This is a genomic window from Rhodothermales bacterium, from assembly GCA_034439735.1.
Classification (GTDB): domain Bacteria; phylum Bacteroidota; class Rhodothermia; order Rhodothermales; family JAHQVL01; genus JAWKNW01.
The window spans coordinates 31,748-58,369 of sequence record JAWXAX010000302.1 but is presented as its reverse complement, the minus strand read 5'-3'; the positions used below and the strand labels follow the sequence as shown (position 1 = coordinate 58,369).

Sequence of the window (26,622 nt, the reverse complement as noted above, 5' to 3'; positions counted from 1 at the left end):
ATCAGTGGGCGCGATCGTACATCTTCTCTTTGATGCGGGCCGCCTTACCACGCAGGTTGCGCAGGTAATACAACTTCGCGCGACGGACGCTACCGCGACGAACGACTTCCACCTTCGCAACCTTCGGGGAGAAGATCGGGAAGATACGCTCGACGCCAACGCCGTTCGAAATCTTGCGGACGGTGAACGTGCGGTTGGAGCCGCTGTTCTGGATGCCGATCACGACACCCTGATACTGCTGGATACGCTCCTTGTCGCCTTCGACGACGCGCACATGCACATTGACCGTATCTCCGGGCGTAAAAGCGACGACATCGTCGCGAAACTGGGTCGCTTCTATGATCCCAATCAGGTCCTTAGCCATGGGCCACCTCCGCTTATCGATTTAGTACTCTTTTATGTACGCGGGAATCAGCAAAAACTGGGTCCCACAGGTAGTTGTCATCCCCAACTCGATTGGGGATCCAAGCAAGACCGACTGGTTGCATGGATCCCCGCTTTCGCGGGGAAGCCGAGAGCGAATAACTTCGACCCTCACTTGTCACTTCGTTACGATTGATCTCAATCCGCCGCGTCGAGCATGTCGGGCCGGCGCTCGCGCGTCCGCGCGAGGCTCTGTTCGTCCCGCCAGGCATCGATAGCCCGGTGATCTCCCGACATCAACACGTCCGGCACCTCGAGCCCGCGATACAAAGCGGGGCGGGTGTAGACGGGTGGCGCAAGGAGGCCGTCCTGGTGCGAATCGGTTAGCGCCGACGACGCATCGCCGAGCACCCCCGGCACAAGCCGAACGAGGGCATCGACGAGGACGAGGGCAGGCAGCTCACCACCGCTCAGCACATAGTCCCCGATCGAAATCTCGCGGGTAACGAGGGCATCGCGCACACGCTGATCGACGCCTTTATAGTGGCCGGCGAGCAGGATCAGATGGCGCCGCAAGGAGAGCTGGTTGGCTATCGCTTGCTGGAACACTTCGCCATCCGGCGTGAGGTACACTACCTCGTCTACCGGTTCGCCGCGCTGTTCCGCCTCCGCCTGGATCGCTTCGATGCAGGCGAAGATCGGCTCCGGCTTGAGCACCATGCCGGCGCCTCCGCCGAACGGGTAATCGTCCACTTGTCGATGCTTATCGAACGTGAAGTCCCGTATGTCGTGCACAACAATCGACACGATCCCGGCAGCGCGGGCGCGTTGGATGATGCTGTGTTCGAGCGGACCGCGGACGATGTCCGGCAGTGCGGTGACGATATCGATTCGCACGGATCGGAACCCGGTATGCGCTCGCCTCAGTCTTCCAACAGGCCCTCGATGGGCCGGATGACCAGACGGCCGGCGGCAAGATCAATCGTTTCAATGAACGCTGGCACAGCCGGCACGAGGGCATCGGGCCGACCTTCCCGCGCAATCACGAGCACGTGATGCGCGGGCATTTCCAGCACATCGTGGATACGGCCAATGGGCGCGCCGTCGGCAAAGGCTTCGAGCCCGACCAGCAGGTCGCGATCGTATGCTTCGCCATCGGATACCGGTAGGTCTGCCGCCGCCGCGAATACCTCGCGACCACGCATCGCCTCCGCGGCCTCGCGGCCCACGACTCCGGCCACTCGCAGGAGAACGAGCCGGCCTTTCGCGTTATGCTGAAAGCGGACGCACTCCACGGCGTGTGCCGTTGCCTGATCCGGCGCTCCGCCGATCCAGACCCGAGGGAGTGTCGCCAGACCCTCGATATCCGCAACCGACGGCAATACCTTCAGCTCCCCCAGGACGCCGTGCGCGCGTAAGATCCGCCCGATGCGGCGTAACGAATGCGCGTCCGTAGCTGACATGGGATGGCCTCTGGCGCGTGTCAGCTGGCGTTGGTCTCACCGGCCGCGGGTTCATCAGCGGCAGGCGTTTCTGCGGGCGCCTCAGCGGCAGCGTCGGCGGCAGGCGCTGCTTCAGCCGGCGTTTCCGCGCCGGCCTGAGCCGCATTGGCTGCTTCCTGCGCGGCTTTGGCTTCGGCCGCAGCGGCTTCCTTCTGCCTCAGACGCTCTTCAGCGGCCATTCGGCGCGCGGCATCGGCTTCGGCTTCGGCTTTCGCCTCGGCTTCGGCGCGGGCCTTTGCGTTCTCGACTTCACGCTTGGAGGCTTCCTGGCGTTCGAGGGCGAGCGCGTCGCGACGCTGGTCGGCGACCGTGCGCTTACGCGGCTGCTTGTCCGCGCGCTGTGTCAGGAACGCCTGGACGGCTTCCTCGACTTCCGCTTCGGATTTGCCCTTTCGGCGCAGGTTGGCCGCCAGCATGAGGCCATGCCGGCTGAAGATGCTGCGCACGGTATCGGTCGGCTGCGCGCCCTGTGAGAGCCAGTAGAGGATCCGATCGCGCTGAAGTTCAACACGAACCGGCTCATCGACGGCATAATAGCGGCCCAGGTCCTCGATGTATTTACCATCGCGGGGGTTGCGCTCATCGGTCGCCACTACGGCGTAGATCGGGTGTTTTTTACGCCCCATGCGGCGTAGACGGAGTTTTACTGCCACCTTGCTTCTCTCCTTTGTATCGCTTCTTGGTTACGAAGTGAACTCGTGTTGTGCTCGTACGGCTATCGCGCCCCCAGGAGCCCCTGGAGGTCGACATTTCTACCTTTACCCATCAACTTGGACATCGTCTTCATCATCTTTTTCATCTCATGAAACTGCTTGATGAGCTGATTGACGTCCTTGACCTCCATGCCACAGCCGTCGGCAATGCGCCGGCGACGGTTACCGTTAAGCAGATCCGGCTTGCGCCGTTCCAGGGGGGTCATGGAGTTGATGATGGCCTCGATGTGTTTAAACGCGTCGTCGTCCACGTCCAGGTCTCGGACCTGCTTGCCGACTCCAGGGATCATGCCGAGCAGATCTTTCAGCGAGCCCATGCTCTTGATGCGCTGCAGCTGTTCGTAAAAATCCTCGAGGTTAAAATCCTCCGAGCGGATCTGCCGCTGGAGTTTATCGGCCTCTTTCTCATCGAACTGCTCCTGGGCGCGCTCGACGAAGGAGACGACGTCCCCCATACCCAGAATCCGCTGCGCCATCCGATCCGGATAAAACGGCGTCAGCGCGTCTAACTTCTCACCCGTCGAGGCAAACTTGATCGGTTTCTGAACCACCGAGCGGATAGAGAGCGCAGCGCCGCCGCGGGTGTCTCCATCGAGTTTCGTAAGCACGACGCCGTCGAAGTTCAGCCGCTTATTAAACTCGAGCGCCGTATTGACGGCATCCTGACCCGTCATGCTGTCGACGACGAACAAGATCTCGGTAGGCGAAACGGCGTCCCTGATCTGCTCGACTTCGCGCATCATCTCCTCATCCACATGCAAGCGGCCTGCGGTGTCGATGATGAGCAGGTTACGCGCGGTCCGACGCGCTTCAGCCAGCGCTTCACGGGCCACGCGAACGGCATCGCGGACAACCACCCCGTCCTCCACGATCGCATACACCGGCACGTCGATGGAGGCGGCGAGGGTTTTGAGCTGATCCACAGCCGCGGGACGGTATACGTCCGCCGCGGCGAGCATGGGGGCAAAACCTTTGGCTTTATAATAAGCGGCGAGTTTACCGCAAAACGTCGTTTTTCCTGAGCCCTGGAGGCCGGCGACCAGCACCACCGTCGGCGGCTTGGCCGACGTCTTGATCTCTACCTGGACCGACCCGAGCAGGTCCACCAGCTCATCGTAGATGATCTTCACGAGCTGCTGCCCCGGCGAGACCGCGTTGAGCACCTTGCTCCCGAGAACCTGGTCTTTTACCTTGTCCGTAAACTCCCGCGCCACCTGATAATTGACGTCCGCATCGAGCAATGCACGCCGGATCTCACGCATCGTCTCGGCGATGTTGAGTTCGTTGATGCGCCCCTGCCCCGCGAGGGACTTTAACGCAACGTCCAGCTTGTCGCTCAGATTTTCGAACATTCCGGGATTTCCAGGTGATGTATTCAGCGCGTGCGATCAGTGAGCTCGCAGGTGCCAGGCCCATTCATTGGCGCTTAACGTATGGCTCGCTTCCTTCGCTTCGTTTACATCGCGCGTTTACTCTACAGCGTAGAAAGGCCAAAATAGATGATACAAACGGCTAATCCAACGTCGCCGACGCTTTCACGTTCTGAACAAACATCGAATTTTTGACGAGTTAGGGAACGCACGTCCCTCGCCACGCCTTCATTTTTGCGCCTACCACCTTGACGACCTCCACAGCCCAGCACGAAAAAAACAGCTATCGCGCCCGTTTTGATGCCTATCGGCGTAGTCTGAGCGCCGATACCCACGCCGTCTGTTCAGCCGCCATTGTCGAACGCATCGAGGCCTTGCCGGCATACCGGTCCGCTCGATGTATTCATGCCTACTGGCCGATGGTCCACCGCGGCGAAATCGATATTCGCCCGCTTCTGCTCGCCGGCCACCGTGCCGGAAAACAAATTCTGCTGCCGGCGGTCACATCGAGCCAGGGCGCCGTTATGACGCCCCGTATGACGCCCCGTATGACACACCGCCTCTTTGAAGGCGAAGATCGGCTCCAACCGGGTCCGTGGGGCGTGCATGAACCCATGGAGGGCAAAACCGTTCCAGATAAGGCGATCGACCTGGTTCTGACGCCAGCGCTTGGAGCGGATCTGCTGGGTTTTCGGTTGGGCTATGGAAAAGGATATTACGATAGCTTCCTGGCCGGCCTCGGTGCGACGGTCGTCTGTCCGGTATTCGATGCGTGTGTGGTTGATCTACTACCCCATGAACCGCATGACATCCCGGTTTCGTATCTTGCGACGGAAAGTCGTCTACTCCGCGTTCTTGAGTGAACGTTACGCGTGGGCTGTACGGAGACACGATGTTTTGTGTCTCTACTCCCGTCGATGCGTAACACCCCTCCTAAAATCGACGCAACATCCCGGTCATCGGCCTCGTAACGGCCGGGTACCTGTTTAGCAACCTGTACCATGAAGACACGCACACGAAAACAGAACGAAGACCATCTCAGTTTCGGATCCGAAAACAACGAGTTGAACCTCGAACAGCTGTCGGATGAGGAACTGGAGAGCTTGTTGTTCGAGGACGAGCCCAAAAAGAAGGAGGGGATATTTAACCTCCCGACCGTCGCCGGCCTCTCGCTCATTCTCGTGGGCATCGCCTACATTCTGCAGGAGCTCGGGTGGCAGGGCATCGGCTTTCCGAACCTGGACGCCCTCGTGGGCATGTTGCCCTGGCTGGCCGGCATCTTGATCATTCTGCTCGGCTTCGGCGTGCTCTCGTGGCGGCCGAAAAAGAAAAAGAGCAAGGTCAAGGTCCGGGTAGCCAGCCGCACCATCGAAACCGAGGCGCCCCCCGAGGTCACCGGAAAGGAGAAGCGGAAACTGTGGAAGTCGCGTGATAAAAAGGTGGCCGGCGTTGCCGGCGGGATCGCGGAATATTTCAGCATCGACCCCACGCTGGTTCGCATCGCGTTTGTGATCGGTACCATCGTCACCGAAGGCGGCTTCCTCCTGGCTTACCTTATTCTTTCCGCCGTGATGCCCAAGCCCGAATCCCGCCCCCGGGAGAAACAGATCACCATCATTCGGGATCAGGGATGATCACTAAAAAGTGAAAAGTGAAAAGTGAAAAGTGAAAAGTGGAAAGTGGAAATTACGATGATTGGGCAGTTACCTGATCAATCATCGTCTGTAATGTCCAATTTTTGACTTTTAATCGCTTTCCCAAGCAAACGAGGCGGACCATGAGCGAAAAAAAAATCCATCGATCGATGGACAACAAGATGATTGCCGGCGTCTGCGCCGGGCTGGCGGATTATTTTGAAATCGACCCCACCCTGGTGCGTGTGGCCTATGTGCTGCTCAGCTTCATCATGGTGGGCTTTCCCGGGCTGATCCTCTACATCATCCTCGCGGTGGTTATTCCGGAGGGATAACGCTCCTGTCGGGCAGGGTGCCGGCGATGGCGACATCGAAGTGATCGGGCGCAAAATACCGGGCGATGGCCGCGCGCGTCTCGGCCTCTGTCAGCGACGCGATTCGCTCTGGCCAAGCGTCCAGATGCCCTGTCCCGGCCCCGATCTTTAGCCCTCCCAGGATGGCATCGGCCAACCCACCGGTCGTGGCAAGCTTGACCTTGTATGAGCCGGTAATCGTGGTGATGTTTTCTTCTAACTCGCGCGCGGTCGGGCCCTCGTCCACGAAACGGGTCACCTCGGCAAGGGTGGCCGCGATGCCACGCTCGAGGTTTTCCTGGCTGAGGGTGACGGAGATGTTCCAGTGGCCGTCGTACCGCGAGGAGATTCCTGCAATGGTCGAGTGGATACCGTACGTGAGGCCCATATCGTCCCGCACGATGTCCATCAGGCGAGATGAAAAGTTGCCTCCCAGGATGTGATTGGCCAGATACAGCGGCGCGTAGTCGGGCGAATCGCGACGTAGGCGGAGCGCGTGGCCGATGCGGACATCCAGATTCATGCGGTCCGGCATGGCATGCACGAGGCGGGCGCCGCCAGTTGTCGGATGGGCCTCTGCAGCATAACCGGCCGGCGTCGGGCGCCCCTCCCACGACTCGAGCCCCTCGCGGGCGGCGTTCAGCGCCTGGCCCTCGTCGAGGTCGCCCACCATGACCATCAGCAGCTCGTTCGCGCCCACATGGCGCTCGTAAAACGCGATCACCTCCTCGCGTTGGACGCGCCGCAACTGGTCGAGCTCTTCCTCGGACGACAGGCTGTAGTTCGGGTGGGCCGGCGGATAAAGCCGGCGCAGGATCTGGCTCGAAGCCTGATGCCCGGTGCTTTCCATCCCACGACGCACGGACGCCGTAAGCCGTTGCCGGGCTTTCTCAAATTCATCGGCGTCAAACAACGGCTCCCGCAACTGCTCGGCCATGACGCCCAGAACGGTCGACACATCTCCCTTAAGCGCGCGCCCCCAGAACCCGATCCGCAACCCGCTGACGTTGAAGCCCAGCTGGGCCCCGCGGTTTTCGAGCACATCGGCGATGGCGAATCGATCCCGCCGCTTCGTGCCCTTATCCAGCAACGCGACCAGGAGATGCATCAGCATCTCATCCCCCCGATCAAACACCGGATTCGCCACAATCACTCCCCGCCAGGAGACGACGTCCTCGATCCCGGTCTGCAACGTGTAGAGCTTGCCCGACCCGATGGAATGCTCGTGAATCCTATCTTGAAAACGCATGGGGAAAGGAAAAAGGAAAAAGAGAAAAGGAAAAACAGGTCGTATTCCAATCGATAATCGCTACTTCTTGATCGCTAATCGCCACTCTCCCCCGCTTCCGGTACATAGTATCCGACGGTGCAGCGGTCGTCGATCAGATAGGTTTGGGCGACACGGTGAACGTCTTCCGTTGTCACTTGGTTGACGCGTTCCATGTACGAGGTATACAGTTTCCAATCGCCGGCGGCGATGGCTTCGTTGAGGTGAGAGGCAACCGCAAACGGACCATCCCGGCCGAACGCTTCGTGGGCGTGCATAACACTTTTTGCGCGCGCCAGTTCATCCTCGGTGACCCCATCCTTCCTGAGGATAGCGATGGTTTCCCGGAGAGCGGACTCCACCTGCGCGTGGGTATAATCTGGCGCCAGAAACGCGTACAGGGAAAACAGCCCGGGGTCGCGGAACGAGGTCATCGAGGCGGAAGCATTGGTGGTGAGGCCACGATCCGTCAGCCGCTGGAAAAGTCGGCTTCGTTTGCCGCTGCCAAGTACCACCGAGAGGACGTCAAGCGCATCGGCGTCCGGGTGGCGGGCCTCGGGAGCTTTGTAGGCGAGCATGAGGGAGCCGAGTTCGCCGGCCTTTTTGACGACGACACGCCGCTCGCCCCGCTGCTCAGGTTCATCGACGCGAAGTGTGGGAATGGGATGTGGTGAAGCGGGGATGGCGCCGAAGCGTTCCGCCACCTGGCGGAGCACGTCGTAGGTATCCACATCTCCGATGACAGAGATCACCGCGTTGTTCGGCCAGTAGTAGGTGTCGTAAAACTGGCGGAGGCCGGCCGGCGTCACCTGCTCAATGTCGGACCGCCAGCCGAGCGTCGGATGATGGTAGGGATGAGCAAGGTAGGCAAGGCTCCAGACCGTCTGGTACAACTTCCGAAACGGCTCGTTATCCCCCCGGTCGTACTCGTTCAAAATAACAGTACGTTCATGTTCCATCTCAACAGGATCGATCAGCGCCCCCCGCATCCGATCCGCCTCGATGTCGATGGCCAGGCCGAGGCTTTCGCGCGGCAGCAACTCGTAGTAGTTCGTGCGATCGTTCCAGGTCGTCGCATTGATCTGCGCGCCGACGCGCTGGAGGGCACGGTCGATCGTCAGGCCGGCCGTTTTATTATAGCGCTCGGTACCCTTGAACATGAGATGTTCGAGGAAGTGGGTGGCGCCCGTAGTTCCAATCGACTCGTTTCGACTGCCTACCAGGTAGGTGATCATGAACGTGGCCACGGGCGCGGCAGCGTTCGGCAGGACGAGGACCGTAAGGCCATTGGTATCCAGCACGTAGTGCGAAACGCCGCCGGAGGTTTCGACAAAACGGAACCCGGCCGGCGGCGTGGGCGCGTCATGGGAAGAGTGGGACATGAATCCGGTTCAGCGTGAGATCGAAACAGGGATGGGGAGATTCCTGTCGTCTAACCGAAGCCTCTCGCCGCTGTTTCCGTCGGACGGCTGAAGGCGGCAAACCTCCGCCAGGGGTCTCGCGGGTCGAAAGTCGGGAGGTATGGCGTATCGCGGCATGCGCTTTTGGCGCATAACTATGTTTTTGGTAGGATCTGGCATATTCCTTGGGTAATGCCTTTTTGCTTTCCGCCCCATCCCCCACGTACAGCCCTATGACGTTCACGCCATCCGCTTCACATTTCGCCAGCCGCCTGCCGGCGCTATTTCTCGCGCTCGTTGCCCTCGTTGCCGGGCCCCGCTACACCCTCGCCCAGGGCGCGGTGTATCTGCCGCAGAACGGCCTTGTAGTGGTGCAGGCCGAGTCGCTGCCCCTGACGGGCCAATGGGTAATCGAGTCCTCCGAGGCCGGCCACACCGGAAGTGGCTATCTGCGATATGACGGTCCGAACTCCCTGAACACACCCGGCAACGGGACGCTCGCCCTTTCGTTTCGGGTGGATGATCCCGGCGAGTACTTTGTCAAGCTCCGCATGTCGCATCTGGGGGCGCCGGCCGGCGACCAGGAAAACGACTGCTGGCTGAAGGTGAACGACGGCGATTGGGACAAAGCCGTTCACCCGAGCGGCCGCATGAACGAGGGATTCACGTTCCACACCGTAATGGAGCCCAGTGGCGGCGTGTTCACCAGCCCGTTGTTTGATCTCGCCGCCGGCGTCAACACCGTCTATCTGTCCGGCCGCTCGAACAACTTCCGTGTGGACCGCATCCACATTTACAAAAGCTCGGGCGTCTCCGATCCCGAGAATCTCACCTACCCGGAATCGCCAAAAGAAGGCGCCGGAGGCGGCAGCGGCTCGCTCACCGTGGTAAATGGCACGGGAGACGGCACGTACCCGCCGGGAACGACGATCACGGTCCGCGCCGACGCCGCGCCGGCCGACCAGGTGTTCGATCGGTGGACCGGCGCCACGACGCACCTCGCCAACGCCCTGGCCGCGACGACGACCCTCACGATGCCGGCGTTTGACGTGTCTATCACGGCAACGTACAAGAACGAAGGGACGGTGGGCGACCTGCGCGAGCCCGAAAACCCGGCCGGCGCCGTGCAGGGCATCGCGTTCGAGTATTATGAGCAGACCTGGGATTTTCTGGGGGATTTCGACGCTCTGACGCCAGTCGCGACGGGTGTGACAGATGACATCGACCTGGACGAGTCGATCATCGCCGACGGCTACCTCCTCCGCTTCACCGGCTACCTCAACGCCCCTAACGACGGCCAGTACACGCTCTACACCGCCTCCGACGACGGTAGCCAAATGTATATCGGGGACCGGCTGGTGGTGGACAATGACAGCATCCAGTCCATTCAGGAACGCAGCGGAACGATCGGGCTCAAGGCCGGCCTGCACGCCATCACGGTCGGCTATTTCGAGCGCACCGGCGACGCCGCGTTATCCACCAGCTGGGCCGGACCGGGCTTTTCGAAAACCGAGATCCCGGCCACGGCCTTCTTCTACGCAGGCGGAGGCGGTGGGCCGGCGCTGGGCGATGTGTCGCTGAATGGTACGATCTCCGCGCTGGACGCCTCACAGATTCTCATCCACGCCGTCGGGCAGATCCTGCTCGAGCCGGCTTCGCTGGCCGTGGGTGATGTATCCGGAAATGGCGACGTATCTGCGTTTGACGCCGCGCTGATCCTGCAATTCGTCGCCGGCCTGCGGACGTGTTTCCCGGTCGAGGCGGGATGTACGGATGGGTGAAGGGAGATGGTTGATGGATGATTTTCTGCCATCGACCATGAACAATCGACCATCAATCCCCCTTTCGTTACCGGATAAACGTGTACGTGTACTTCACCAGCACTGTCCGGAAGTCCAGTTCAGGCAAGATAGGCGTCACGGCGTAGCGGTCCGTGAATCGTCCTTCGTTGTACACCAGCCAGAGGTCGCTCCCCTCGCGGAAGTTATACCGGAATCGAAAATTGCTGGTAAAAGAATCCGTGGATGTGTTGTATTGCAAGAAGGTGCTCAGCGACATCCTCGTCGTGAAACCGAGTTGTGCACGCACGCGGGCGAGGTGAACATAAAACTCCTCCTGGCGCTCGGGGAATCGAACGCGGTTAAACTGGTAGGTGGCCCCCAACTCGAGCAAGCGCGACACGTTCCAGGTAGGTTCGGCCTGGATGCCTACGTTCCAGCCGTCGAAAAACGCGCCGGCCGTCACCTGGGCGTTGGTGCGGAGCAGACTGCCGTCACGCATCCGGAATTCCCACTGGACCGACGGATAGAGGTAGTCACCGGCGGGTACCAGGGTATTTTCAGGAAAATCGACCGGTTCGCGGAGGTCTTCATAGGCGGTTTCGATCTGTAACGTGTGCATATCGCCGGACTTCATGAGCATCTCGAATTCGGCCTGGTACATGCCCGACTCGAGGACGCCGTCGGCGTTGCGTACATAGGTATTGGCGAAGAGGCCGGGCCGCAGCGAGCGAATGCGGGAGCTTTCGCCGGCGAACCAGCCATACGACACCCGAAAAAAGGGCTGCACGAAGTCGGTCCGCGACACAAACCCGATGCCCGGGTTGAAGTCGGCCCCCTGCCAGGTTACCAATGCGATATAGGACAGGCCAATCACTCCGCGTCGTTCGATCCGGGCGCGCCCGTATCCGGTCTGGGAAGGGGCGTACCCGCGGCCGTTGTTGGTGGAGTCGTCAAAGGACTGCGCCCACTTGATCTCCATGTACTCGGCTGCCCCGACGCGTACGATCGCGTCGAGCCCGTAGGCGTAGTTCGAGCTGCCATCTTCTCCGAGGCGTGAGGTGAACATGCCGCCCCCGTACGAATTGGCATTAAGCACTTGCCGCCGGAACCGGAACACCCCGAAATTCTCCGACGGCAGCAGGGTGTGCCGGGCCGTTTGCATGTCGATGAGGCCCATATCCCACTTACCTACCCGGCCCACCATGCGTGCGCCGGCGATGATGGGGATGGTCTGGCCCTCGTATAGGCCGATCTGGCGGGTGTTAAAGAGGCGGTCGTCGCGGCCCTGCGTTCGAAAATCGAACAGGCCGGCTCGCTCCTGGAAGAATTGCCGTTTTTCGGGGAAAAACAGCGAGAACCGGGTGAGGTTCACCTGCTCGTCGTCGGACTCGGCCTGCGCGAAATCGGTATTAACGGTCAGGTCGAGGGTGAGGTTGCTGGTCAGGTTATACTTGAGATCCACCCCCACGTCCCCGGTGGCGTCATCGCCGCGGACGTACGCGGTTCCGTCCGGATTAAGGGCATTCACCTGCGAGAGCCCGCCGGCGGCGTACGGCGTTACGTATAGCGGCCGCTGGCTACGAGCGCCCCGGAGGCGGACAGCCTGGAACAGGGAGGGTTTTAGAAAGGCCTGCATCCAATTAGGCGGTACGGCCGGAAATACGTGGCGTTCGTTTTTACGCGCGATATACCGGTGGGCGCTGATGCCCATTTCTACCACGCCATTGCGGTCCTGGAAACCGAGGCTTGAAAACGGGATACGCATTTCGGCGAACCAGCCCTCGGCGGTTCGGGTGGTGGCGACATCCCAGTAGGTGTTCCAGCTTGAGCTGACGTTGCGCCCGAAAGGCGCTGCTCGGTTCGTGCCGCCGCCCCCCATCTCACCATCGTTCGAAATCGCCAGATCGAGCCGGATGCCGTTGGGTGTGGTCATGAACCACAACGCGTTTTCCCGGTCGTTGAAGGTATCCACGATCAGCGCGAACGTATCGTCCCCACTGTACAGGTCGCGGTACATGGAGTTCGCCCGGATGCCGGCCGGCTCCGAGTCGAACATCTTTCCCGATACATACAGGAACTGATCGTCGTATCCAATGCGGATTTCCGTGTGTTCGGTTTTCACCCCACCGAAGCTCGGCTCTTACATGGTAAGCGGCAGCGGTGCGACGGCGTCCCATGCCGCCTCGTCCACGACTCCGTCCAGGTTAACGGCCTCCGTCAGGCGCGTGATCTCCAGCACCCCGCCCACTTCCTGAGCTCCCACATGTCGCCCGGTCACGCTCAACAGCAGCAGAAATACAACAAATTTCGACATCAATTTATATGAAGGTACCGTAAGGCCACGCGATGGCTTCTCCCCACAGGCTTTTCCCGGCCATCGCGCGTCTCGGGCTAAGCAAAAGAGAATACACCCCGGGTTCCGGTATTCAAGAGGCGTTTTATTACATCCGTACGGCGCGTTTTTCGATTTATTCGAGTCCGCTGAACGGATCAATGGGCATCCAGCCAGTTGTTCGCCACGTTGATGTCTACCTCGATCGGCAGATCCAGACGCAGCGCATTGACCATTTCATGTTCTACGAGTCCCCGGATCGCATCCACTTCCGCCGGCGGAAGCGTGAGCACCAGTTCGTCGTGCACCTGCAGGATCATCCGGGCGGCGCGTTGCTCGGCGTGGAGGCGGTTGTAGATACGGATCATGGCGAGCTTGATCATGTCCGCCTGGGTGCCCTGGATGGGCATGTTGACGGAGATCCGCTCGGCGGAGGAACGTTCGTTCCGGTTGCGGGCGTTGATGTTCGGGACATACCGCCGGCGCCCGAGCAGCGTCTCGCAATACCCTTTTTCACGGGCTTTTTCCACCTGGGCCGCCAGAAAGCCGGCGACCGCCGGGTAAGCCTGCTGGTACTGGTCGATCAGCATCTGCGCCTCGGCACGCGGGCACCGCAGCCGCTGGGCGAGCCCAAAGGCCGAGATGCCGTACGGGATGCCATAGTTCACCTCCTTCGCCTTCCGGCGCTGGTCCTTCGTCACCTGGTCGATGGGGATTTTATAGACCAGCGCGGCGGTGGCCGTGTGGATGTCCTCCCCCTTCTCGAACGCGGCCTTGAGCCCCGGGTCGCCGCTCATGTGAGCGAGGATGCGGAGTTCAATCTGGACATAGTCCGCCGCCATCAACACATGGCCTTCGATGGGGATAAAGGCTTTGCGGACAGCCTGGCCCTGCGGGGTGCGGACGGGGATGTTCTGGAGGTTCGGGTTGGTGGACGAGAGCCGGCCCGTCGCCGCGATCGTCTGGTTGTAGTTCGTGTGGATCCGGCCGGTCTCGGGGTTGACGAGCTCGGGCAGGCTGTCGACATACGTGCTTTTGAGCTTGGCCAGCTCGCGCCAGTCCAGGATGAGGCCCGGTAGCGGATGTTCGGTCGCCAGCTCCTCGAGGACGCGCTCACGGGTCGAGGCCTGGCCCTTCGGCGTTTTTTCGATGACCGGCAGGCCCAGTTTATCGAACAGGATGACACCGAGTTGAACGGGCGAGCCGATGTTGAAGGATTCGCCGGCGGCCTCGTAAATCTGCTTCTCGAACGCCGCGATGTCGATCTCCATCTGCTTCGAAAGCCGGGCAAGCACGTCGCGGTCCACGCGAACGCCCGTCATCTCCATCTCCACCAAGACATCCATCAGCGGAAATTCGATGCCGTCGGCGATCTTCCGGAGGTCTTCCCGGTCCAGGTCCGCCGCGAGGATGTCCGCCAGCTGCAGGGCGATATCCGCATCCTCGGCGGCATACGGCCCGATCTGGTCGAGCGGGACGTCGCGCATCGACATCTGGTTTTTGCCGGTCCCGATGAGGTCGCTGATCGGGATCATCTTGTAGCCGAGGACCGCCTGGGCGACGAAGTCGAGCCCGTGTTGCTCGTCTGGCGCCAGCAAGTAGTGCGCGATCATCGTGTCGAAATACGGCCCCACCACCTCCACCCCGTGCCGGCGGAATACCGTGATGTCGTACTTCAAGTTGTGACCGATCTTCTCTTTTTTAACTTGCAATAACGGACCAATAACGGCGAGGATATCTGGAGTCGAGGTACCGTCGGGCAGCGGCGTGGGGATAAAGACGCCCTGGTCGGCCTCCCATGCGAACGACATCCCGACGAGCGCGGCGGACATGGCGTCGACGGAGGTGGTTTCGGTGTCGAAGGCGAACCGCGGCTGCGCGGCGAGGGTTTTCGCCACTCCCTCCAGCTCCTGCCGGTTGCGGACGATCTGGTAGCGGGCCCGTGCGGGGTCGTGGCGGCGGAGGGTTTCGGGCGCGCCGAGGTCGAGCGAGAGGGTCTGCCCCACCTCGGGCTCCGCCGGCGCTTTCGGCCGGGCGAACAGGGTGCCGGCGTCTTCTTCGCCGAGGATCATCCGGGCCTTCGTGAGCAGTTTTTCACGGAGGCCTCCAAATTCCATGAGCTGGCAGATCCGGTCGATCTCGGTGAGGTTTGGCTTCTCGATGCGTAGCTGGTGCCAGTCGAGATCCACATCCAGATCCGTCACGATCGTTACCAGCTTCTTGCTCAGCAGCGCCGCCTCGCGGTGTTCGATGAGCCCTTCGCGCGCCCGTTTGGCCTTGATCTCCGGAGCGCGTTCGACGAGCGCCTCGACGCTCCCGTATTCTTGCACGAGCTGGATGGCCCCTTTTTCGCCGATCCCTGGCACGCCGGGGACGTTGTCGGCCGTATCCCCCATCAAGGCCAGGATGTCGATAAACTGGATGGGCTCGACGCCGAATTTCTCGCGGAAACGTTCGAGCGTGATCGGGTCGAACTCCTCGCCCCGGTACGCCGGCCGGTACTGGGTGATTTTTTCGGAGATGAGCTGCTGGAAGTCCTTGTCGGGAGAGACAATGACCACCTTCTGTCCGTCCGCTTCCGCGAGGCGGGCCAGCGTGCCGATGACGTCATCCGCCTCGAACCCTTCCCGTTCGACGACCGGGATGTCGAACGCCTGGACGAGGGCTTTGATGACCGGGATGTTGGCGAGGAGTTCTTCGGGGGGCGGGTCGCGGTGCGCCTTATAGTCGCCATACAGCTCGTCGCGAAAGGTGCCGCCTTCGCCCATCACGTCGAACACGACGGCGATGTGGTCGATCTTGTGGTCCTCGATGAGTTTCAACAGCGCCGAGGCGAAGCCGTAGGTGGCGGAGGTGTTCTGTCCTTTGGAGTTGATGAGGGGCCGGCTGATGAAGATAAAATGCGAGCGATAGGCGAGGGCCATCGCGTCCAGAAGGTAGAGGGTGTTGTTGGTGGCCACGGCGGAAGCTTGGTCGAGTGGAACGGGGAGGCAATGTACGAAGGGGCCGTGGGATTTCGCGAATCGCCCTCTCGTCATCCCGCACTTGAAGCGGGATCCAGACGAATTGCAAGCCGGATGAATCCCCGTTCTAAGCCTGCGGCAGGCACCGAACCCGAACCGGGCTAGCGTCGTTGGAGAGTCACCTATGTTTTGGCCAGAATCCTCCCAATGTAAACTTGTCATCCCGCACTCGATGCGGGATCCAGACGAATTGCAAGTCGGCTGGATCCCCGATCGGGGTCGGGGATGACGCCTGGAAAAGGAATTTGCGACAGACGAATACAACCCATCGCCCAGAGCGCGTCCTGGTGACGGGCGGCGCCGGCTTCATCGGGTCCAACCTGCTGCTTCACTTGGTGCCACGGCATCCCGAGGTGGTGTTTGTCAATCTGGATAAACTCACCTACGCCGGCAACCTGGCGAACCTGCGGGCCATCGAGACGGCGCCCAACTACCACTTCGTGCAGGGAGATATCGGGGATCTGGAGGCGCTCCATGCCCTGTTCGACGAACACCGCTTCACGACGGTGATCCACCTCGCGGCGGAGTCGCATGTGGACCGCTCGATCCTGGACCCGCTGGCGTTTGCGCGGACGAACGTGATGGGGACGATGGCGCTGCTGGAGGCCGCCCGCCGGCACTGGACGGACGGGGGCGATTACCGCTTCTACCACGTCTCCACCGACGAGGTCTTTGGCAGCCTCGGCGACGAGGGCTCCTTCAGCGAAACGACCCCCTACGACCCCCGTTCGCCGTACTCAGCCTCCAAGGCGGCGTCCGACCATTTCGTGCGTGCCTACCACCACACCTACCGGCTGCCGGTTGTCCTCTCCAATTGCTCGAATAATTACGGCCCGTACCAGTTTCCCGAGAAGCTCATCCCGCTGTTTATCCTCAACGCGCTGCACGGAAAACCGGTGCCGGTCTACGGCCAGGGGAAAAATGTGCGGGACTGGCTGTATGTGGAGGACCACGCCGAGGCCATCGAAACCATCCTCCTCCATGGCGAAACGGGCGCGACGTACGCCATCGGCGGCGACAGCGAGCGGCCCAACATCGAACTCGTCCGGCTCCTGCTGGATCTCGTGGATGAACTCACGGGTTCACCCGCCGGCACCAGCCAGCGCCTGATCACCTACGTGACCGACCGCGCCGGCCACGACTTCCGCTATGCGATGGACCACGCGCGCCTGACCGAGGCCCTGGGCTGGAAACCCCGCCACACCCTCGAAACCGGGCTGCGACGGACGGTCGACTGGTACCTGGCAAACCAGGACTGGCTTGCGGCCGTTGTGGACAAATCGTACCTGGAGTATTACACCAGGCAATACCACGGGAGGTAGGTAGTTGCAGGTTACAGGTTTTCAGGTTGCAGGTTATTATACTGCAATCATGTGCCACCTGTTACCCGTATCCCCTGCCAACTTGCCAACCTGAAACCTGCCAACCAATTTGAACCCCTTAAAAGGCATCGTCCTCGCCGGCGGGACTGGCAGCCGACTCTATCCGCTGACAAAGGTTACGAACAAGCACCTGTTACCGGTGGGGCTGTATCCCATGATCTACCACCCGCTGATGCGGCTCCGACGGGCCGGCGTGCGCGAGGTGGCGATTGTCACGAGCCCCGAACACATGGGCGACGTGGTCAACCTCCTCGGCAGCGGCCGGGCGTTGGGGCTGGACCTCACGTACCGCGTGCAGGACGAACCCGGCGGCATCGCCCAGGCCATGGCGCTGTGTGAGGTATACACCGGAGCCGACCCGTTCCTGGTGATCCTGGGCGACAACATCCTCGCCGAGGACATCACGGATGAAGTGGCGGCGTACCGGGATCAGCTCGCGCGTGACGGCGGCGGGGCGCGGATCCTGCTCAAAGAAGTGCATGACCCCGAGCGCTACGGCGTCCCGCGGTTCGAGGACGGGCGGATTATCGAGATCATCGAAAAGCCGGCGCAGCCGCCGAGTAATTTCTCCGTCACCGGCATCTATTTTTACGACGCCACGGTGTACGACATCATCCGCGCCCTCAAACCGAGCGCCCGCGGCGAATACGAGGTGAGCGATGTGAGCAGCGCCTACGTGCGCCAGGGCCGGCTCACGCACGGCGTCCTGAAGGGCTGGTGGGGCGATGCCGGCACGCTGGAGGGGTGGCACGAGGCCAACGAGCTGGCGCGGGACCTGGTGTATGAAGAGCTGGGAGAGTAGCGATTAGCGAATAGACGATTAGCGAGTAATGCGAATCAGGAGTTGGATTACATATTTTCCGTGGTTTCAGGCCACATAACAATTCAAATTCATCAAAAATCCCGTCATCCCCGCGAAAGCGGGGAACCATGCGAGCTTCACTGATGGCGAAGTTGCGAGCAAGGAACAGCAAGTGAGCTATTCTCAACTGTTTTATGGATCCCCGATCGGGGTCGGGGATGACGAACCGAGTAGTAGGAACCATTGGTTCAACCTTTTCAACTCCTGATTCGCATGAGTAGCGATTTATGCGAAAGCAGTACTCAAGCCCCCCAAAAAAATGTCATCTCGACCGGAGTCGACGGCTTGCCGGCGACGAAGCGGAGAGACCTCCTTAAGCCGAGCAATATCCGATCTCACCTCCCATGACCTCCTGGACCGACGGCGCCATCGCCGGCATCACCCTAACTCCCCTCCGGAAGTTCACCGATTCCCGGGGCTGGCTGGGGGAGTTTTTTCGGCATGACGAGCTGCCGGCGGGCCTCCACCCGGCGATGGGGTACCTCTCCCTCACCCGCCCCGGCGTGGCGCGGGGGCCGCACGAACATGTGGATCAGACGGACCTTTTCCTCTTTTACAGCGGCACATTCCGCCTCTACCTGTGGGATGCCCGCGAGGCGTCGCCCACCTACGGCGTCCGCACCGTTATCGATGTCGGCGAGGCCCATCCAATCATCGCCATCGTCCCGCCCGGCGTGGTGCATGCCTACCGCAACATCGGGGAAGTCGACGCGCTGGTGGTGAACTGCCCGAACCGGCTGTACGCCGGCGAGGGCAAACGCGGTCCGGTGGATGAAATCCGCCACGAGGAGCGGGAGGGGTCGGGGTTTGTGATGGAGTGAGGGGGCAAGGCAAAAGGGAAAAGGCAAAAGGGAAAAGGAAAAAGAAACACTGTTTTGCCTTTTACCTTTTACCCTTTGCCTTATTTCAACAGCGTCAGCGTCCGGCTCTGCGTCTCCATCCGGCCGTCACCCGCCACGAATCGGGCGCGGACGAGGTAGATGCCGCTGGAGAGCCGGCCGGCATCAAACGTCACCGAATAGGCGCTGTAATGCCCCAGCTGATTGCGCACTTACGCTAGAAGGTGTGGCAATGATCATGATCATCCCTACAGTAACAATTACATGTTTCATTAGTATTCTCCGGCTAAAACCCTTGGCGGTACTACCAATATTCTGAGGTCTACAAAGCTGCTTATTCAACATACCGTTTAACCAATCTTGCTACGGAGCTACAACCCAATTTTGAGTTCTGAGCGGCACTCCATCACGGCTCAGTCGAATGAAATAAACACCGGAAGTCATACTACTCCGTTCCTCAATTTCTACATTCCAGCGCTGGTCGGTAGGCATGAGCTGCATCGATCTAAACAGGTACCGCCCGAGGGTGTCATAAACATCAATCTGGTACAAACCTGTTTCTCCGGACTGCACAACGATAGATGTTCTATTTCCGTGCGATGGATTAGGGTACACATCTACGGAGGCCTCATCGAAACTTGGCCGTGGAGCGGACTGGGTTAACACGACATTTCGAATAAGTCCGGTGTCCGCATACTCCCGTCCGTTCACCAGGGCACCGACGAGCCCTTCCCCCTTTCCAATCTGGTAAATGTACTGGCCTTCGAATAAGACATCCGCATAAATGGACAGTAAAAAATTTGTTGAATCTTCTGGCTGACCATCCGGATTATCCAAAAGCTCTACAACCACGGGATCGAAGGCTCGCCGAGTCTTTAGCGTATCCGTCCACGCCGTGACAAGGAATACGGAATGTGGCGTCGTGATGAGCACCGTGTCCGCCGAAACGAGGTCAGGCTTCGTATTGAGCAAGAGATAGTGGTCTGTGGTGAAGTGATACCAGAGTGGAGGCTTCGGGCAGAATGGGCCTACACCGCAGTATGCTGTATCAATTTCAGTCCATCTTGCCATTCCGACTACAGTATCGCGCGTTGTTGCAAGTATAACGTCTGTTGTATTGCCAAACCCATCTTCACTAAGGTAGTGCCAATAATTCCCTAGCTCAAGCGGAAACCATCGTTGTGGATTGAATTGAGGAACCTGGCCTGATTGTGATATGGCGCTTTGTGATATTAAACAACCAGCGAAGCATACCATAATTGCTATGATGGGCCGTGATCGGGCATATCGTATAATTGTTCTCATTCGCAGGGATGCATGGGTCACAGAATACAATGAGAGATGAGAAGTTATCTACTCCTTTGTCCCGAAACGACATGAGTACAGATAAGGCACAGTATGTTGCATTACCTAACATAATACTCCCCCCTCCCAGCAGAAAGCAAGACGCCGGCCTATTAAGTTTTTACAGCCGCTCGGTTTTACGTCGAGGAGACCTTTCGGGTCTCCAAGACCCGAAAGGTCTGGCGCGGGCAACCTTTCCCCCCGCGCGTCGTTGGGGGCGGATCTCAACACCCACCCGCAACGGCATGAAACTCCTTCTGTTCGACATCGACGGCACCATGCTCTTCACCCGCGGCGTCGGCCGGCGGGCGATGGAACGGAGCATCCAGCACCTCATCGGCCGGCCGGTCACGACGCAGGGCGTCGACTTCTCCGGCCGCACCGATCCCCAGATCATGCGGGATATCCTGCTCCTCAACGGCGTCCCGGATGCGGAAGTCGAGGGGCTGCTCACTGAAACGCTGACGCTGTTCGTCGAACACTTCTCCGATCTCATCACACCCGGCGATACCACCATGCTCCCGGGCGTGGACACGCTGGTGAAACGCCTGGCGGAGCGCGATGACGTGCAGCTCGCCCTCCTCACCGGCAACCTCCAGCCGACCGCCTACCTAAAGGTCGGCGCCATCGGACTGGCCGAGTACTTCCCCTTCGGCGCCTTCGGCAGCGACCATGCCGACCGCTACCAGCTCACCCCCTTCGCGCTCGACCGCGCCGAGGCACACACGTCGCGCCGCTTCGAGGGCAAGGACGTCGTCATCATCGGCGACACCAAACACGACATCCTCTGCGGCCGGTCACTGAATGTGTTCTCGGTGGCGGTCTGCACCGGGCACCACACGCGGGATTTCCTCGTTTCGCACGGCCCGGATCTGATGCTGGAGGACCTCAGCGACGCGGACGCGTTTATCGAACAGGTGGTGCTGGCGAGCTAACGTCCGGCATTTTCTCCGCGATGTGCCGCAGCGTGTGGCCGGCGTATCGCTCGGCGAACCAGGGCTCCAGGTGCTCGCGTCCGGTGACGCGTTTGCGGCAGGCCGGCGAGCCGCAGGCACAGTCGAACAGGGTGTCTTCGTCCTGGCTGGTCGCGTAGTCGTAGGTAATCTCCTCGCCGGCGGCGATGTCCCGCATCGCCACCATCCGGGTGTCGGACACGAACCAGGTGTTCGGGTCACACGCGTGGTTCATGTAGAGCGACGGATCCTCCTCCTGGTCGCCACCGACCCAGTGGGTGTCGTCCACTTTGTAAGAGTGGAAGAAAAACGCCCGCTGGCGCTCCTCGGGCCACATCGCGATCTCCGCCTCGGTGAATAACCGATCCGGACTGTCCCACCCTGCATCCGCCCCCCAGGTGATTTCGCCCTTCCGAATGGGCGCCGAGGCGAAAAGGCCCAGGCCGTGGGGTCCTTCGCGGACGATGATGTGGGGGTGGAGCATGGGGATGGCTGAAGGTTTAAGATTCGGGGTTTAGAAACTGTTGGGATTTCCACAATCCAAGGCATAGTCATCCCCGCGCAGGCGGGGATCCAGCCATCAGATTGGCATTTTTCTGGGTCCCCGCCTGCGCGGGGATGACTTGCTCCTTGTGCAATACGCAAATCTCAACAGTTTCTTAAGGTTTAAGGGCAGGGCGGCCTGCATTCGTTTACGCAGGTCGCTCAATTCTGAAAGAATGCACTGTAATCTCGGCCAGAACACTGCCCATTCCAATGAGGTCCCTCCGCTCCCGCATCGGCTGGCGCCCACGCGTGCGGTCGGGATGACAGGCCGTATGCTGAAAACACCACTCGGCGCTTCCCCGACACCCACACCGTCAAACTCCACATCGAATTGTAACCCATGCGATACGAGGTATCCACCCTGGCGCCGAGTGGTGTTCTAAATACCAGGCCTGTCATCCCAACCAAACGCAGCGGCGTTAGCCGATGCGGGAGTGGAGGGACCTCCCAGGGGTGGAGCATGGGGATGGCTGAAGGTTTAAGGTTCGGGGTTTAAGGTTTAAAGGCAGGGCAGGCGAAAGGCATCAGACGTCATTAAACCTTGCAGTTTACATCTTATAACGGCGCTCATTCATCGCGCAGCGATTGAAGAAGCGCCCTGGCCGTGCGGTGCACTATCCCATACACCTCCTCGAACCCATCGGCGTCGCCATAATACGGATCCGGGACGGCGCCGTCGCCGGGGATGGGGTCGTGGGTGCGGAAGAGCGCGAGTTTCTGGTGATGCTCGGGCCGGCGGGCCATGGCCTGGAGGTAGCGCAGGTTCTGGGCGTCCATGGCCAGGATGAGGTCGTACGTATCCAGATGGGCCGGCGTCACCACCTGCGCCCGCTGGTCCTCGAGCGACACCCCGTGTCGGGTGGCCGTCTGCCGCATCCGGCGGTCGGGCGGATGGCCCACGTGCCAGTCGCCCGTGCCGGCCGAGGCGATCTCGAAGTGATCTTCCAGGCCGGCTTCGCGCGCGAGGTGGCGAAAAACGCCCTCGGCGAGGGGGCTGCGGCAGATGTTGCCCATGCAGACGAAGAGGATGCGGGGCATAGGTTTGCAGGTGTGTTGGTTACAGGTTGGCAAGTTGGTTGATGTTACGAAACCTGCCAACTTGTAACATGCCAACCCGTAACTCCTTCCCGGGAGCCAGAACCCGCGGCGGGCGTTTTGTTTCCATCTTCATCACGAGCAGGTAACCCATGGCAGAACCACCCAGAGCGACAGCCGGCCGGACGCCCGTGTGGTCGGTATCCGACTTCATCGGCCAGGCGCGTCGGCATATCGAGACAGCGTTTGGCGACCTGTGTATCGTAGGGGAGTTGTCGAACTTCAAGCGGCACACCTCCGGGCACTGTTACTTCACCCTCAAGGACGCCGACGCCCAGGTGCGGTGCGTGATGTGGCAGCAGCAGGCGCGGGCCGTCTATTTCCAGCCACAGGATGGGATGTTCGTCCAGCTGTACGGTCGCGCGTCGGTGTACGAACCACGCGGAGACCTGCAGGTCGTCGCCCGGGCGCTGCGGCTGGGGGGCGAGGGGGCGTTGCAGCAGGCGTTTAACGCGCTCAAGGAGAAACTCGCCGCCGAAGGGTTGTTCGACGCCGGCCGGAAACGGCCGCTGCCGGCGTTCCCGCGGCGGGTGGGGATCGTCACCTCCGGCTCCGGGGCGGCCCTGCAGGATCTCCTCTCCATCCTCGAACGCCGGTATCCCCTGCTCGAAGTACTCGTTTGCCCGGTGCAGGTACAGGGCATCGGAGCCGCCGAGACCATCGTCGAGGCCATCGCCGCCTTTAACAGCATCCCGCCAGACGACCCCCTCCGGCCGGACGTCCTGATTGTCGGCCGCGGGGGTGGCTCGGCGGAGGACCTGTGGGCGTTTAACGAGGAGATCCTCGCGCGCGCCATCTTTTCCTCCGACATCCCGATCGTGAGCGCCGTGGGGCACGAGACCGATTTCACGATCGCCGACTACGTGGCCGACGTCCGCGCCGCCACGCCGTCGATGGCCGCCGAGATCGTCGCGCCCGACCAGCGCGAGCTCCAGGCCTTCCTGCGCGGTGTCGAGGGCCGGCTGGCGGATCTGCTCCGGCAACGGATCGACGAGGGCCGGCAACGCCTTCGGACTCTCGTCAACGCCTATGGCTTCCGCCAACCCGTGTACCTGCTCGACCAGCACCGCCAGCGAATCGACGAACTCGCCCGCCGGCTCCAGCGCACCGCCCCTCGCGCCATCGCCCTCCAACAAACCCGCCTCGCCTCGATCCACCATCGCCTGACCCTGCTGGACCCCTCGCGGCCGCTCCGCCAGGGCTATGTGGTCGTCGAACAGGAGGGCCGGCGGTTGTTCTCCGCAGGCGAGGTTGCGCCAGAAGGCGACCTCACGCTGCGCTTCTGGGACGGTAAAAAAGCCGCCCGGGTGGTCGATCTTGATGATGAGACGTGAAATGGTTTAGAAACTGTTGAGATTTCCACAATCAAAGGCATCGTCATCCCCGCGAAGGCGGGGATCCAGCCATCAAACTGGCATTTTTCTGGGTCCCCGCCTGCGCGGGGATGACTTGCTCCTTATGAAATACACAAATCTCAACAGTCTCTTAAGGTTCAACGGTTTAACGTTCAACGCTGGTTAGTCATCGAACCGGACGCGCGGTGTAACGTAAAACGAGTCGTTCGCGTATCCACCCGCCACGCGATCCACCCTATCGCTCCACGACGATTGACATTTCGACGGATTCGCTGTAGCCTTCACCGAATTTTCGTCCTTGATACCGAGTCCACATGGCTGCAATCAGCTTAGAGCTTACGCCGTCGTCGCGTTTCGACGTCATCGACATCTCTTCCCGGCTGAAAGAACACGACGAGGCCTTTTTCCGCACCTACGAAAAAGCGCTCTACTGTTCCTTCCATACCACGGCCGGATATTTCGAACAAAGCGTGTGCGACCGGCTGAATCACAGTCCGGACTCCCTCCGGGCCTACGTGGATGGTTTCCACGAGCTCTTCCCGCCCCTCGCGAACTACTGCCACGACAAGCTGCACCTTCGTACCGAGCTCACCGAGGAGCAGAAGCGTTCCGAACCCCTGAACGGGGATTCCCATCTGACCTACATCGGATCCGGGCTCGAGAACTGTGTCACCTACAAGCACCGGGGGGAGATGCCGGTGTACTTTGTCGACCTCGATGGCGAGTGTGACGGGACGAAGCGCCGGCGCAAGACCACCGTCATCGGCTACAACCGCGAGGTGCCCGTCCACACCATCCCCCTTATTGTGCCCGTGTCGGGCCATCGGGTGGATTCCGTCAACCTGAAGGACCCGCGGTTGGGGTTGATGGACCAGCTCGACCACGAGGTGCGCCGGCTCGGGATCCAGCAGGGGCGGATCGAAATCAGCCTCGCGCCCGACGAACAGGGCGCCGCGCTGACGGTGAACGAATACGAGACGCTGCTCATGCAGTACGACCTCGCCGAGGTGCTCCACAATCCCATGCGGTTCATGGCCCAAAAGGGCTGGCACATGCTCAAGGACCCGCGCGCCGTGCCGAACAAGATGCTCAATTACGCCAAGTACGATCTGGTGCACGTCGTCAACCGCACGCTCGACCGCCTCGGCCTCAGCACCTCCCTGTTTGGGCGCGGCATCCAGAAAGTGCTCGCCGCCCAGGCCGCGCGCGCCCTCCAAATGAAGCGCTCCGTCCGCTTCCTCGTCGCCGATCCGCAACAGACCGACCAGCCGGCTATACTCCACGGCACCTACCAGAGCCCCATCCTCATCCAGTGGAACCGGAAGCAAGACCGCCAGCGCCGGCTCGTGGCGACGGTCATGGCGTTTGAGTAGATTTGCAAGCACGTCCTCCTGCCTGTCACAACACAGCATCAGGAACTGGCAAGGCGTTTTGATTCCCTCGACAAGCAGCACGTCGCTGAAGATCAATGCTTCAAATATCCTGGTCGGCTCTTTTCACCGACTCGTCCGTCATCCATAATCTTGGGGAAGACGGTCAATCAGCATAGGGGGTATCTTTCAATAGGCGTCTCCACTCAACCACGTATGCGTAGGGGCAGCGGTGTCAAACCAACCCATTACCCTGTGCGGCGCTAACATAAAGACTGGATCAAAGAACGAGGGCATTCCACGCAAAAGAACCACCACCCGAGACAGTGGTCGTTGATTCTCAAAAGAAAGCTTCAAGAAAACAGCATTTTCAATTTAGATTCCGCGCAGTAAGCTACTGCGGATCTTGTAATAAATTAAGGCAACGATTGACTGATCGATCAGTCAATCGTATATACAGAATATATTCCTTCCCAAGTATCGAGCTTCATCTTGATGGAAGACCTCTCCACAGCCCTTACTCGCTCACGGAACGGTGTTACAGATAAACGAGCCGCACTCCTCATAGCTGCGACCGAATTGTTTGCCCGTAATGGTCTACAAAGTGTGTCGACTGCAGCCATCGCGCGGAAGGCTGGGGTCGCGAATGGGACGCTCTTCGTTTATTTCGAGACCAAAGAGCAGCTCCTCAACGAGCTCTACGTGGAGATTGTAGCCGAGTTTGTTGGATCTTGTAAGGCCAATATGGGTCTGGCGGATTCGCCGAAAGAGCGTCTGCGAGCGTACTGGTTTGGCTTTGCGAGATGGTATTTCAATCATCGTGATGCTGCTACCGTCAAGATACAGTGTGAAATATCGTCTGTTCTTAGACCAGAGATGGAAGCTCGGAAGGATGCCATGGAAGCCGAAATGATCAGGGCTTGCTTTCCGGGCTTATTGGAACGATTTGAAGGGACTTTAATGCGATATGTGAACTATGCATTTATCGCGGGTCCGGTTCAGGTCCTCGCCCAGATGGAGGATAAGGGCGAGATCGAGATAACGGAAGAACTTCTGGAGGAGGTTTTTGAGCGTGTCGAGAAGGTCGTGTTACTATAATGTAGATGGTGTAGCTCAGCGATGAGTGACAGGCGAAGCC

General features: G+C 60.3%; 24 protein-coding genes and 1 pseudogene. 11 read left to right on the top strand and 14 right to left on the bottom strand.

Features of this window, described 5'->3' with window-relative positions; genetic code table 11:
• Window position 1: 1 nt before the first annotated feature.
• The 5 genes and pseudogenes from rplS to ffh all read right to left on the bottom strand — a co-directional run bounded on the left by rplS (window position 2) and on the right by ffh (window position 3,930).
• The gene (rplS, locus tag SH809_21135) at window positions 2-364 is read right to left on the bottom strand and encodes a 50S ribosomal protein L19 (protein ID MDZ4702228.1); all 363 of its coding nucleotides are present in this window, start codon (window positions 362-364) and stop codon (window positions 2-4) included.
• 197 nt (window positions 365-561) lie between these two features.
• Window positions 562-1,260, bottom strand: a complete 699-nt coding sequence (gene trmD, locus SH809_21130; GenBank protein ID MDZ4702227.1) for a tRNA (guanosine(37)-N1)-methyltransferase TrmD — start codon at window positions 1,258-1,260, stop codon at window positions 562-564.
• Between the two features lie 26 nt (window positions 1,261-1,286).
• Window positions 1,287-1,826, bottom strand: coding sequence for a ribosome maturation factor RimM (gene rimM, locus SH809_21125; protein MDZ4702226.1), 540 nt, complete (start codon window positions 1,824-1,826; stop codon window positions 1,287-1,289).
• 452 nt (window positions 1,827-2,278) lie between these two features.
• Window positions 2,279-2,518: pseudogene (gene rpsP, locus SH809_21120) on the bottom strand (30S ribosomal protein S16).
• Window positions 2,519-2,580: 62 nt separating this feature from the next.
• Window positions 2,581-3,930, bottom strand: coding sequence for a signal recognition particle protein (gene ffh / locus SH809_21115; GenBank protein MDZ4702225.1), 1,350 nt, complete (start codon window positions 3,928-3,930; stop codon window positions 2,581-2,583).
• Between the two features lie 266 nt (window positions 3,931-4,196).
• Between ffh and SH809_21110 the strand changes: the two genes are divergently transcribed.
• From SH809_21110 to SH809_21100, 3 genes are all read left to right on the top strand, one after another.
• Entirely contained in the window at window positions 4,197-4,811 is a 615-nt protein-coding gene (locus SH809_21110; GenBank protein MDZ4702224.1) for a 5-formyltetrahydrofolate cyclo-ligase, read from the top strand.
• A gap of 138 nt (window positions 4,812-4,949) precedes the next feature.
• On the top strand, window positions 4,950-5,582 hold the full coding sequence (locus SH809_21105; GenBank protein ID MDZ4702223.1) for a PspC domain-containing protein: 633 nt from the start codon (window positions 4,950-4,952) through the stop codon (window positions 5,580-5,582).
• Between the two features lie 143 nt (window positions 5,583-5,725).
• Entirely contained in the window at window positions 5,726-5,917 is a 192-nt protein-coding gene (locus tag SH809_21100) for a PspC domain-containing protein (GenBank protein ID MDZ4702222.1), read from the top strand.
• On the opposite strand, the gene SH809_21095 is transcribed toward SH809_21100, so the two are convergent.
• Window positions 5,901-7,184, bottom strand: coding sequence for a pitrilysin family protein (locus SH809_21095; GenBank protein ID MDZ4702221.1), 1,284 nt, complete (start codon window positions 7,182-7,184; stop codon window positions 5,901-5,903). The two genes, SH809_21100 and SH809_21095, sit on opposite strands and share 17 nt — an antisense overlap.
• 74 nt (window positions 7,185-7,258) lie before the next feature.
• The gene (locus tag SH809_21090; GenBank protein ID MDZ4702220.1) at window positions 7,259-8,584 is read right to left on the bottom strand and encodes a pitrilysin family protein; all 1,326 of its coding nucleotides are present in this window, start codon (window positions 8,582-8,584) and stop codon (window positions 7,259-7,261) included.
• 251 nt (window positions 8,585-8,835) lie between these two features.
• Between SH809_21090 and SH809_21085 the strand changes: the two genes are divergently transcribed.
• On the top strand, window positions 8,836-10,383 hold the full coding sequence (locus tag SH809_21085; GenBank protein ID MDZ4702219.1) for a PA14 domain-containing protein: 1,548 nt from the start codon (window positions 8,836-8,838) through the stop codon (window positions 10,381-10,383).
• Window positions 10,384-10,450: 67 nt separating this feature from the next.
• Here SH809_21085 and SH809_21080 read toward each other — a convergent pair whose 3' ends face one another.
• The 3 genes from SH809_21080 to polA all read right to left on the bottom strand — a co-directional run bounded on the left by SH809_21080 (window position 10,451) and on the right by polA (window position 15,675).
• Window positions 10,451-12,505, bottom strand: coding sequence for a DUF5916 domain-containing protein (locus SH809_21080; GenBank protein ID MDZ4702218.1), 2,055 nt, complete (start codon window positions 12,503-12,505; stop codon window positions 10,451-10,453).
• Window positions 12,506-12,523: 18 nt separating this feature from the next.
• Window positions 12,524-12,697 (bottom strand): hypothetical protein, encoded by a 174-nt coding sequence (locus SH809_21075; protein ID MDZ4702217.1) that lies wholly within the window; start codon window positions 12,695-12,697, stop codon window positions 12,524-12,526.
• Between the two features lie 176 nt (window positions 12,698-12,873).
• The gene (gene polA / locus SH809_21070) at window positions 12,874-15,675 is read right to left on the bottom strand and encodes a DNA polymerase I (protein ID MDZ4702216.1); all 2,802 of its coding nucleotides are present in this window, start codon (window positions 15,673-15,675) and stop codon (window positions 12,874-12,876) included.
• A gap of 308 nt (window positions 15,676-15,983) precedes the next feature.
• Here polA and rfbB point away from each other — a divergent pair, with 308 nt between their 5' ends.
• From rfbB to SH809_21055, 3 genes are all read left to right on the top strand, one after another.
• Complete coding sequence (gene rfbB, locus SH809_21065) at window positions 15,984-17,060, top strand: dTDP-glucose 4,6-dehydratase (GenBank protein MDZ4702215.1); 1,077 nt, start codon at window positions 15,984-15,986, stop codon at window positions 17,058-17,060.
• A 109-nt stretch (window positions 17,061-17,169) separates the two neighbouring features.
• Entirely contained in the window at window positions 17,170-17,922 is a 753-nt protein-coding gene (locus SH809_21060) for a sugar phosphate nucleotidyltransferase (GenBank protein ID MDZ4702214.1), read from the top strand.
• A gap of 404 nt (window positions 17,923-18,326) precedes the next feature.
• On the top strand, window positions 18,327-18,803 hold the full coding sequence (locus SH809_21055) for a dTDP-4-dehydrorhamnose 3,5-epimerase family protein (GenBank protein MDZ4702213.1): 477 nt from the start codon (window positions 18,327-18,329) through the stop codon (window positions 18,801-18,803).
• A gap of 80 nt (window positions 18,804-18,883) precedes the next feature.
• Here the strand turns inward: SH809_21055 and SH809_21050 are convergent, their stop codons facing one another.
• Window positions 18,884-19,033, bottom strand: a complete 150-nt coding sequence (locus SH809_21050; GenBank protein MDZ4702212.1) for a hypothetical protein — start codon at window positions 19,031-19,033, stop codon at window positions 18,884-18,886.
• Between the two features lie 151 nt (window positions 19,034-19,184).
• Window positions 19,185-19,793: a T9SS type A sorting domain-containing protein gene (locus SH809_21045; protein ID MDZ4702211.1), complete on the bottom strand. Its 609-nt coding sequence runs from the start codon at window positions 19,791-19,793 to the stop codon at window positions 19,185-19,187.
• A gap of 617 nt (window positions 19,794-20,410) precedes the next feature.
• Here SH809_21045 and SH809_21040 point away from each other — a divergent pair.
• Window positions 20,411-21,100 carry an HAD hydrolase-like protein gene (locus tag SH809_21040; protein ID MDZ4702210.1) on the top strand — a complete coding sequence of 230 codons (690 nt, stop codon included), beginning with the start codon at window positions 20,411-20,413 and terminating at the stop codon, window positions 21,098-21,100.
• Here the strand turns inward: SH809_21040 and SH809_21035 are convergent.
• Window positions 21,072-21,602, bottom strand: a complete 531-nt coding sequence (locus SH809_21035; GenBank protein MDZ4702209.1) for an SET domain-containing methyltransferase — start codon at window positions 21,600-21,602, stop codon at window positions 21,072-21,074. The two genes, SH809_21040 and SH809_21035, sit on opposite strands and share 29 nt — an antisense overlap.
• Before the next feature lie 629 nt (window positions 21,603-22,231).
• Window positions 22,232-22,702, bottom strand: coding sequence for a low molecular weight protein-tyrosine-phosphatase (locus SH809_21030; protein ID MDZ4702208.1), 471 nt, complete (start codon window positions 22,700-22,702; stop codon window positions 22,232-22,234).
• A 149-nt stretch (window positions 22,703-22,851) separates the two neighbouring features.
• Here SH809_21030 and xseA point away from each other — a divergent pair, with 149 nt between their 5' ends.
• The 3 genes from xseA (at window position 22,852) to SH809_21015 (ending at window position 26,582) form a co-directional block, all read left to right on the top strand.
• Window positions 22,852-24,093, top strand: coding sequence for an exodeoxyribonuclease VII large subunit (gene xseA, locus SH809_21025; protein ID MDZ4702207.1), 1,242 nt, complete (start codon window positions 22,852-22,854; stop codon window positions 24,091-24,093).
• A gap of 335 nt (window positions 24,094-24,428) precedes the next feature.
• Complete coding sequence (locus SH809_21020) at window positions 24,429-25,487, top strand: hypothetical protein (GenBank protein MDZ4702206.1); 1,059 nt, start codon at window positions 24,429-24,431, stop codon at window positions 25,485-25,487.
• A 492-nt stretch (window positions 25,488-25,979) separates the two neighbouring features.
• Complete coding sequence (locus tag SH809_21015) at window positions 25,980-26,582, top strand: TetR/AcrR family transcriptional regulator (protein MDZ4702205.1); 603 nt, start codon at window positions 25,980-25,982, stop codon at window positions 26,580-26,582.
• Window positions 26,583-26,622 lie beyond the last annotated feature (40 nt).

Excerpts from the sequence above, each read along its gene's own strand:
- SH809_21085 (MDZ4702219.1), top strand. The coding sequence starts at position 8,836 with ATGACGTTCACGCCATCCGCTTCACATTTCGCCAGCCGCCTGCCGGCG.
- SH809_21020 (MDZ4702206.1), top strand. The coding sequence starts at position 24,429 with ATGGCTGCAATCAGCTTAGAGCTTACGCCGTCGTCGCGTTTCGACGTC.
- ffh (MDZ4702225.1), bottom strand. The coding sequence starts at position 3,930 with ATGTTCGAAAATCTGAGCGACAAGCTGGACGTTGCGTTAAAGTCCCTC.
- rplS (MDZ4702228.1), bottom strand. The coding sequence starts at position 364 with ATGGCTAAGGACCTGATTGGGATCATAGAAGCGACCCAGTTTCGCGAC.
- SH809_21015 (MDZ4702205.1), top strand. The coding sequence starts at position 25,980 with ATGGAAGACCTCTCCACAGCCCTTACTCGCTCACGGAACGGTGTTACA.
- SH809_21100 (MDZ4702222.1), top strand. The coding sequence starts at position 5,726 with ATGAGCGAAAAAAAAATCCATCGATCGATGGACAACAAGATGATTGCC.
- SH809_21040 (MDZ4702210.1), top strand. The coding sequence starts at position 20,411 with ATGAAACTCCTTCTGTTCGACATCGACGGCACCATGCTCTTCACCCGC.
- SH809_21075 (MDZ4702217.1), bottom strand. The coding sequence starts at position 12,697 with ATGTCGAAATTTGTTGTATTTCTGCTGCTGTTGAGCGTGACCGGGCGA.
- SH809_21090 (MDZ4702220.1), bottom strand. The coding sequence starts at position 8,584 with ATGTCCCACTCTTCCCATGACGCGCCCACGCCGCCGGCCGGGTTCCGT.
- xseA (MDZ4702207.1), top strand. The coding sequence starts at position 22,852 with ATGGCAGAACCACCCAGAGCGACAGCCGGCCGGACGCCCGTGTGGTCG.
- SH809_21105 (MDZ4702223.1), top strand. The coding sequence starts at position 4,950 with ATGAAGACACGCACACGAAAACAGAACGAAGACCATCTCAGTTTCGGA.
- SH809_21035 (MDZ4702209.1), bottom strand. The coding sequence starts at position 21,602 with ATGCTCCACCCCCACATCATCGTCCGCGAAGGACCCCACGGCCTGGGC.
- SH809_21030 (MDZ4702208.1), bottom strand. The coding sequence starts at position 22,702 with ATGCCCCGCATCCTCTTCGTCTGCATGGGCAACATCTGCCGCAGCCCC.
- SH809_21095 (MDZ4702221.1), bottom strand. The coding sequence starts at position 7,184 with ATGCGTTTTCAAGATAGGATTCACGAGCATTCCATCGGGTCGGGCAAG.
- rimM (MDZ4702226.1), bottom strand. The coding sequence starts at position 1,826 with ATGTCAGCTACGGACGCGCATTCGTTACGCCGCATCGGGCGGATCTTA.
- SH809_21055 (MDZ4702213.1), top strand. The coding sequence starts at position 18,327 with ATGACCTCCTGGACCGACGGCGCCATCGCCGGCATCACCCTAACTCCC.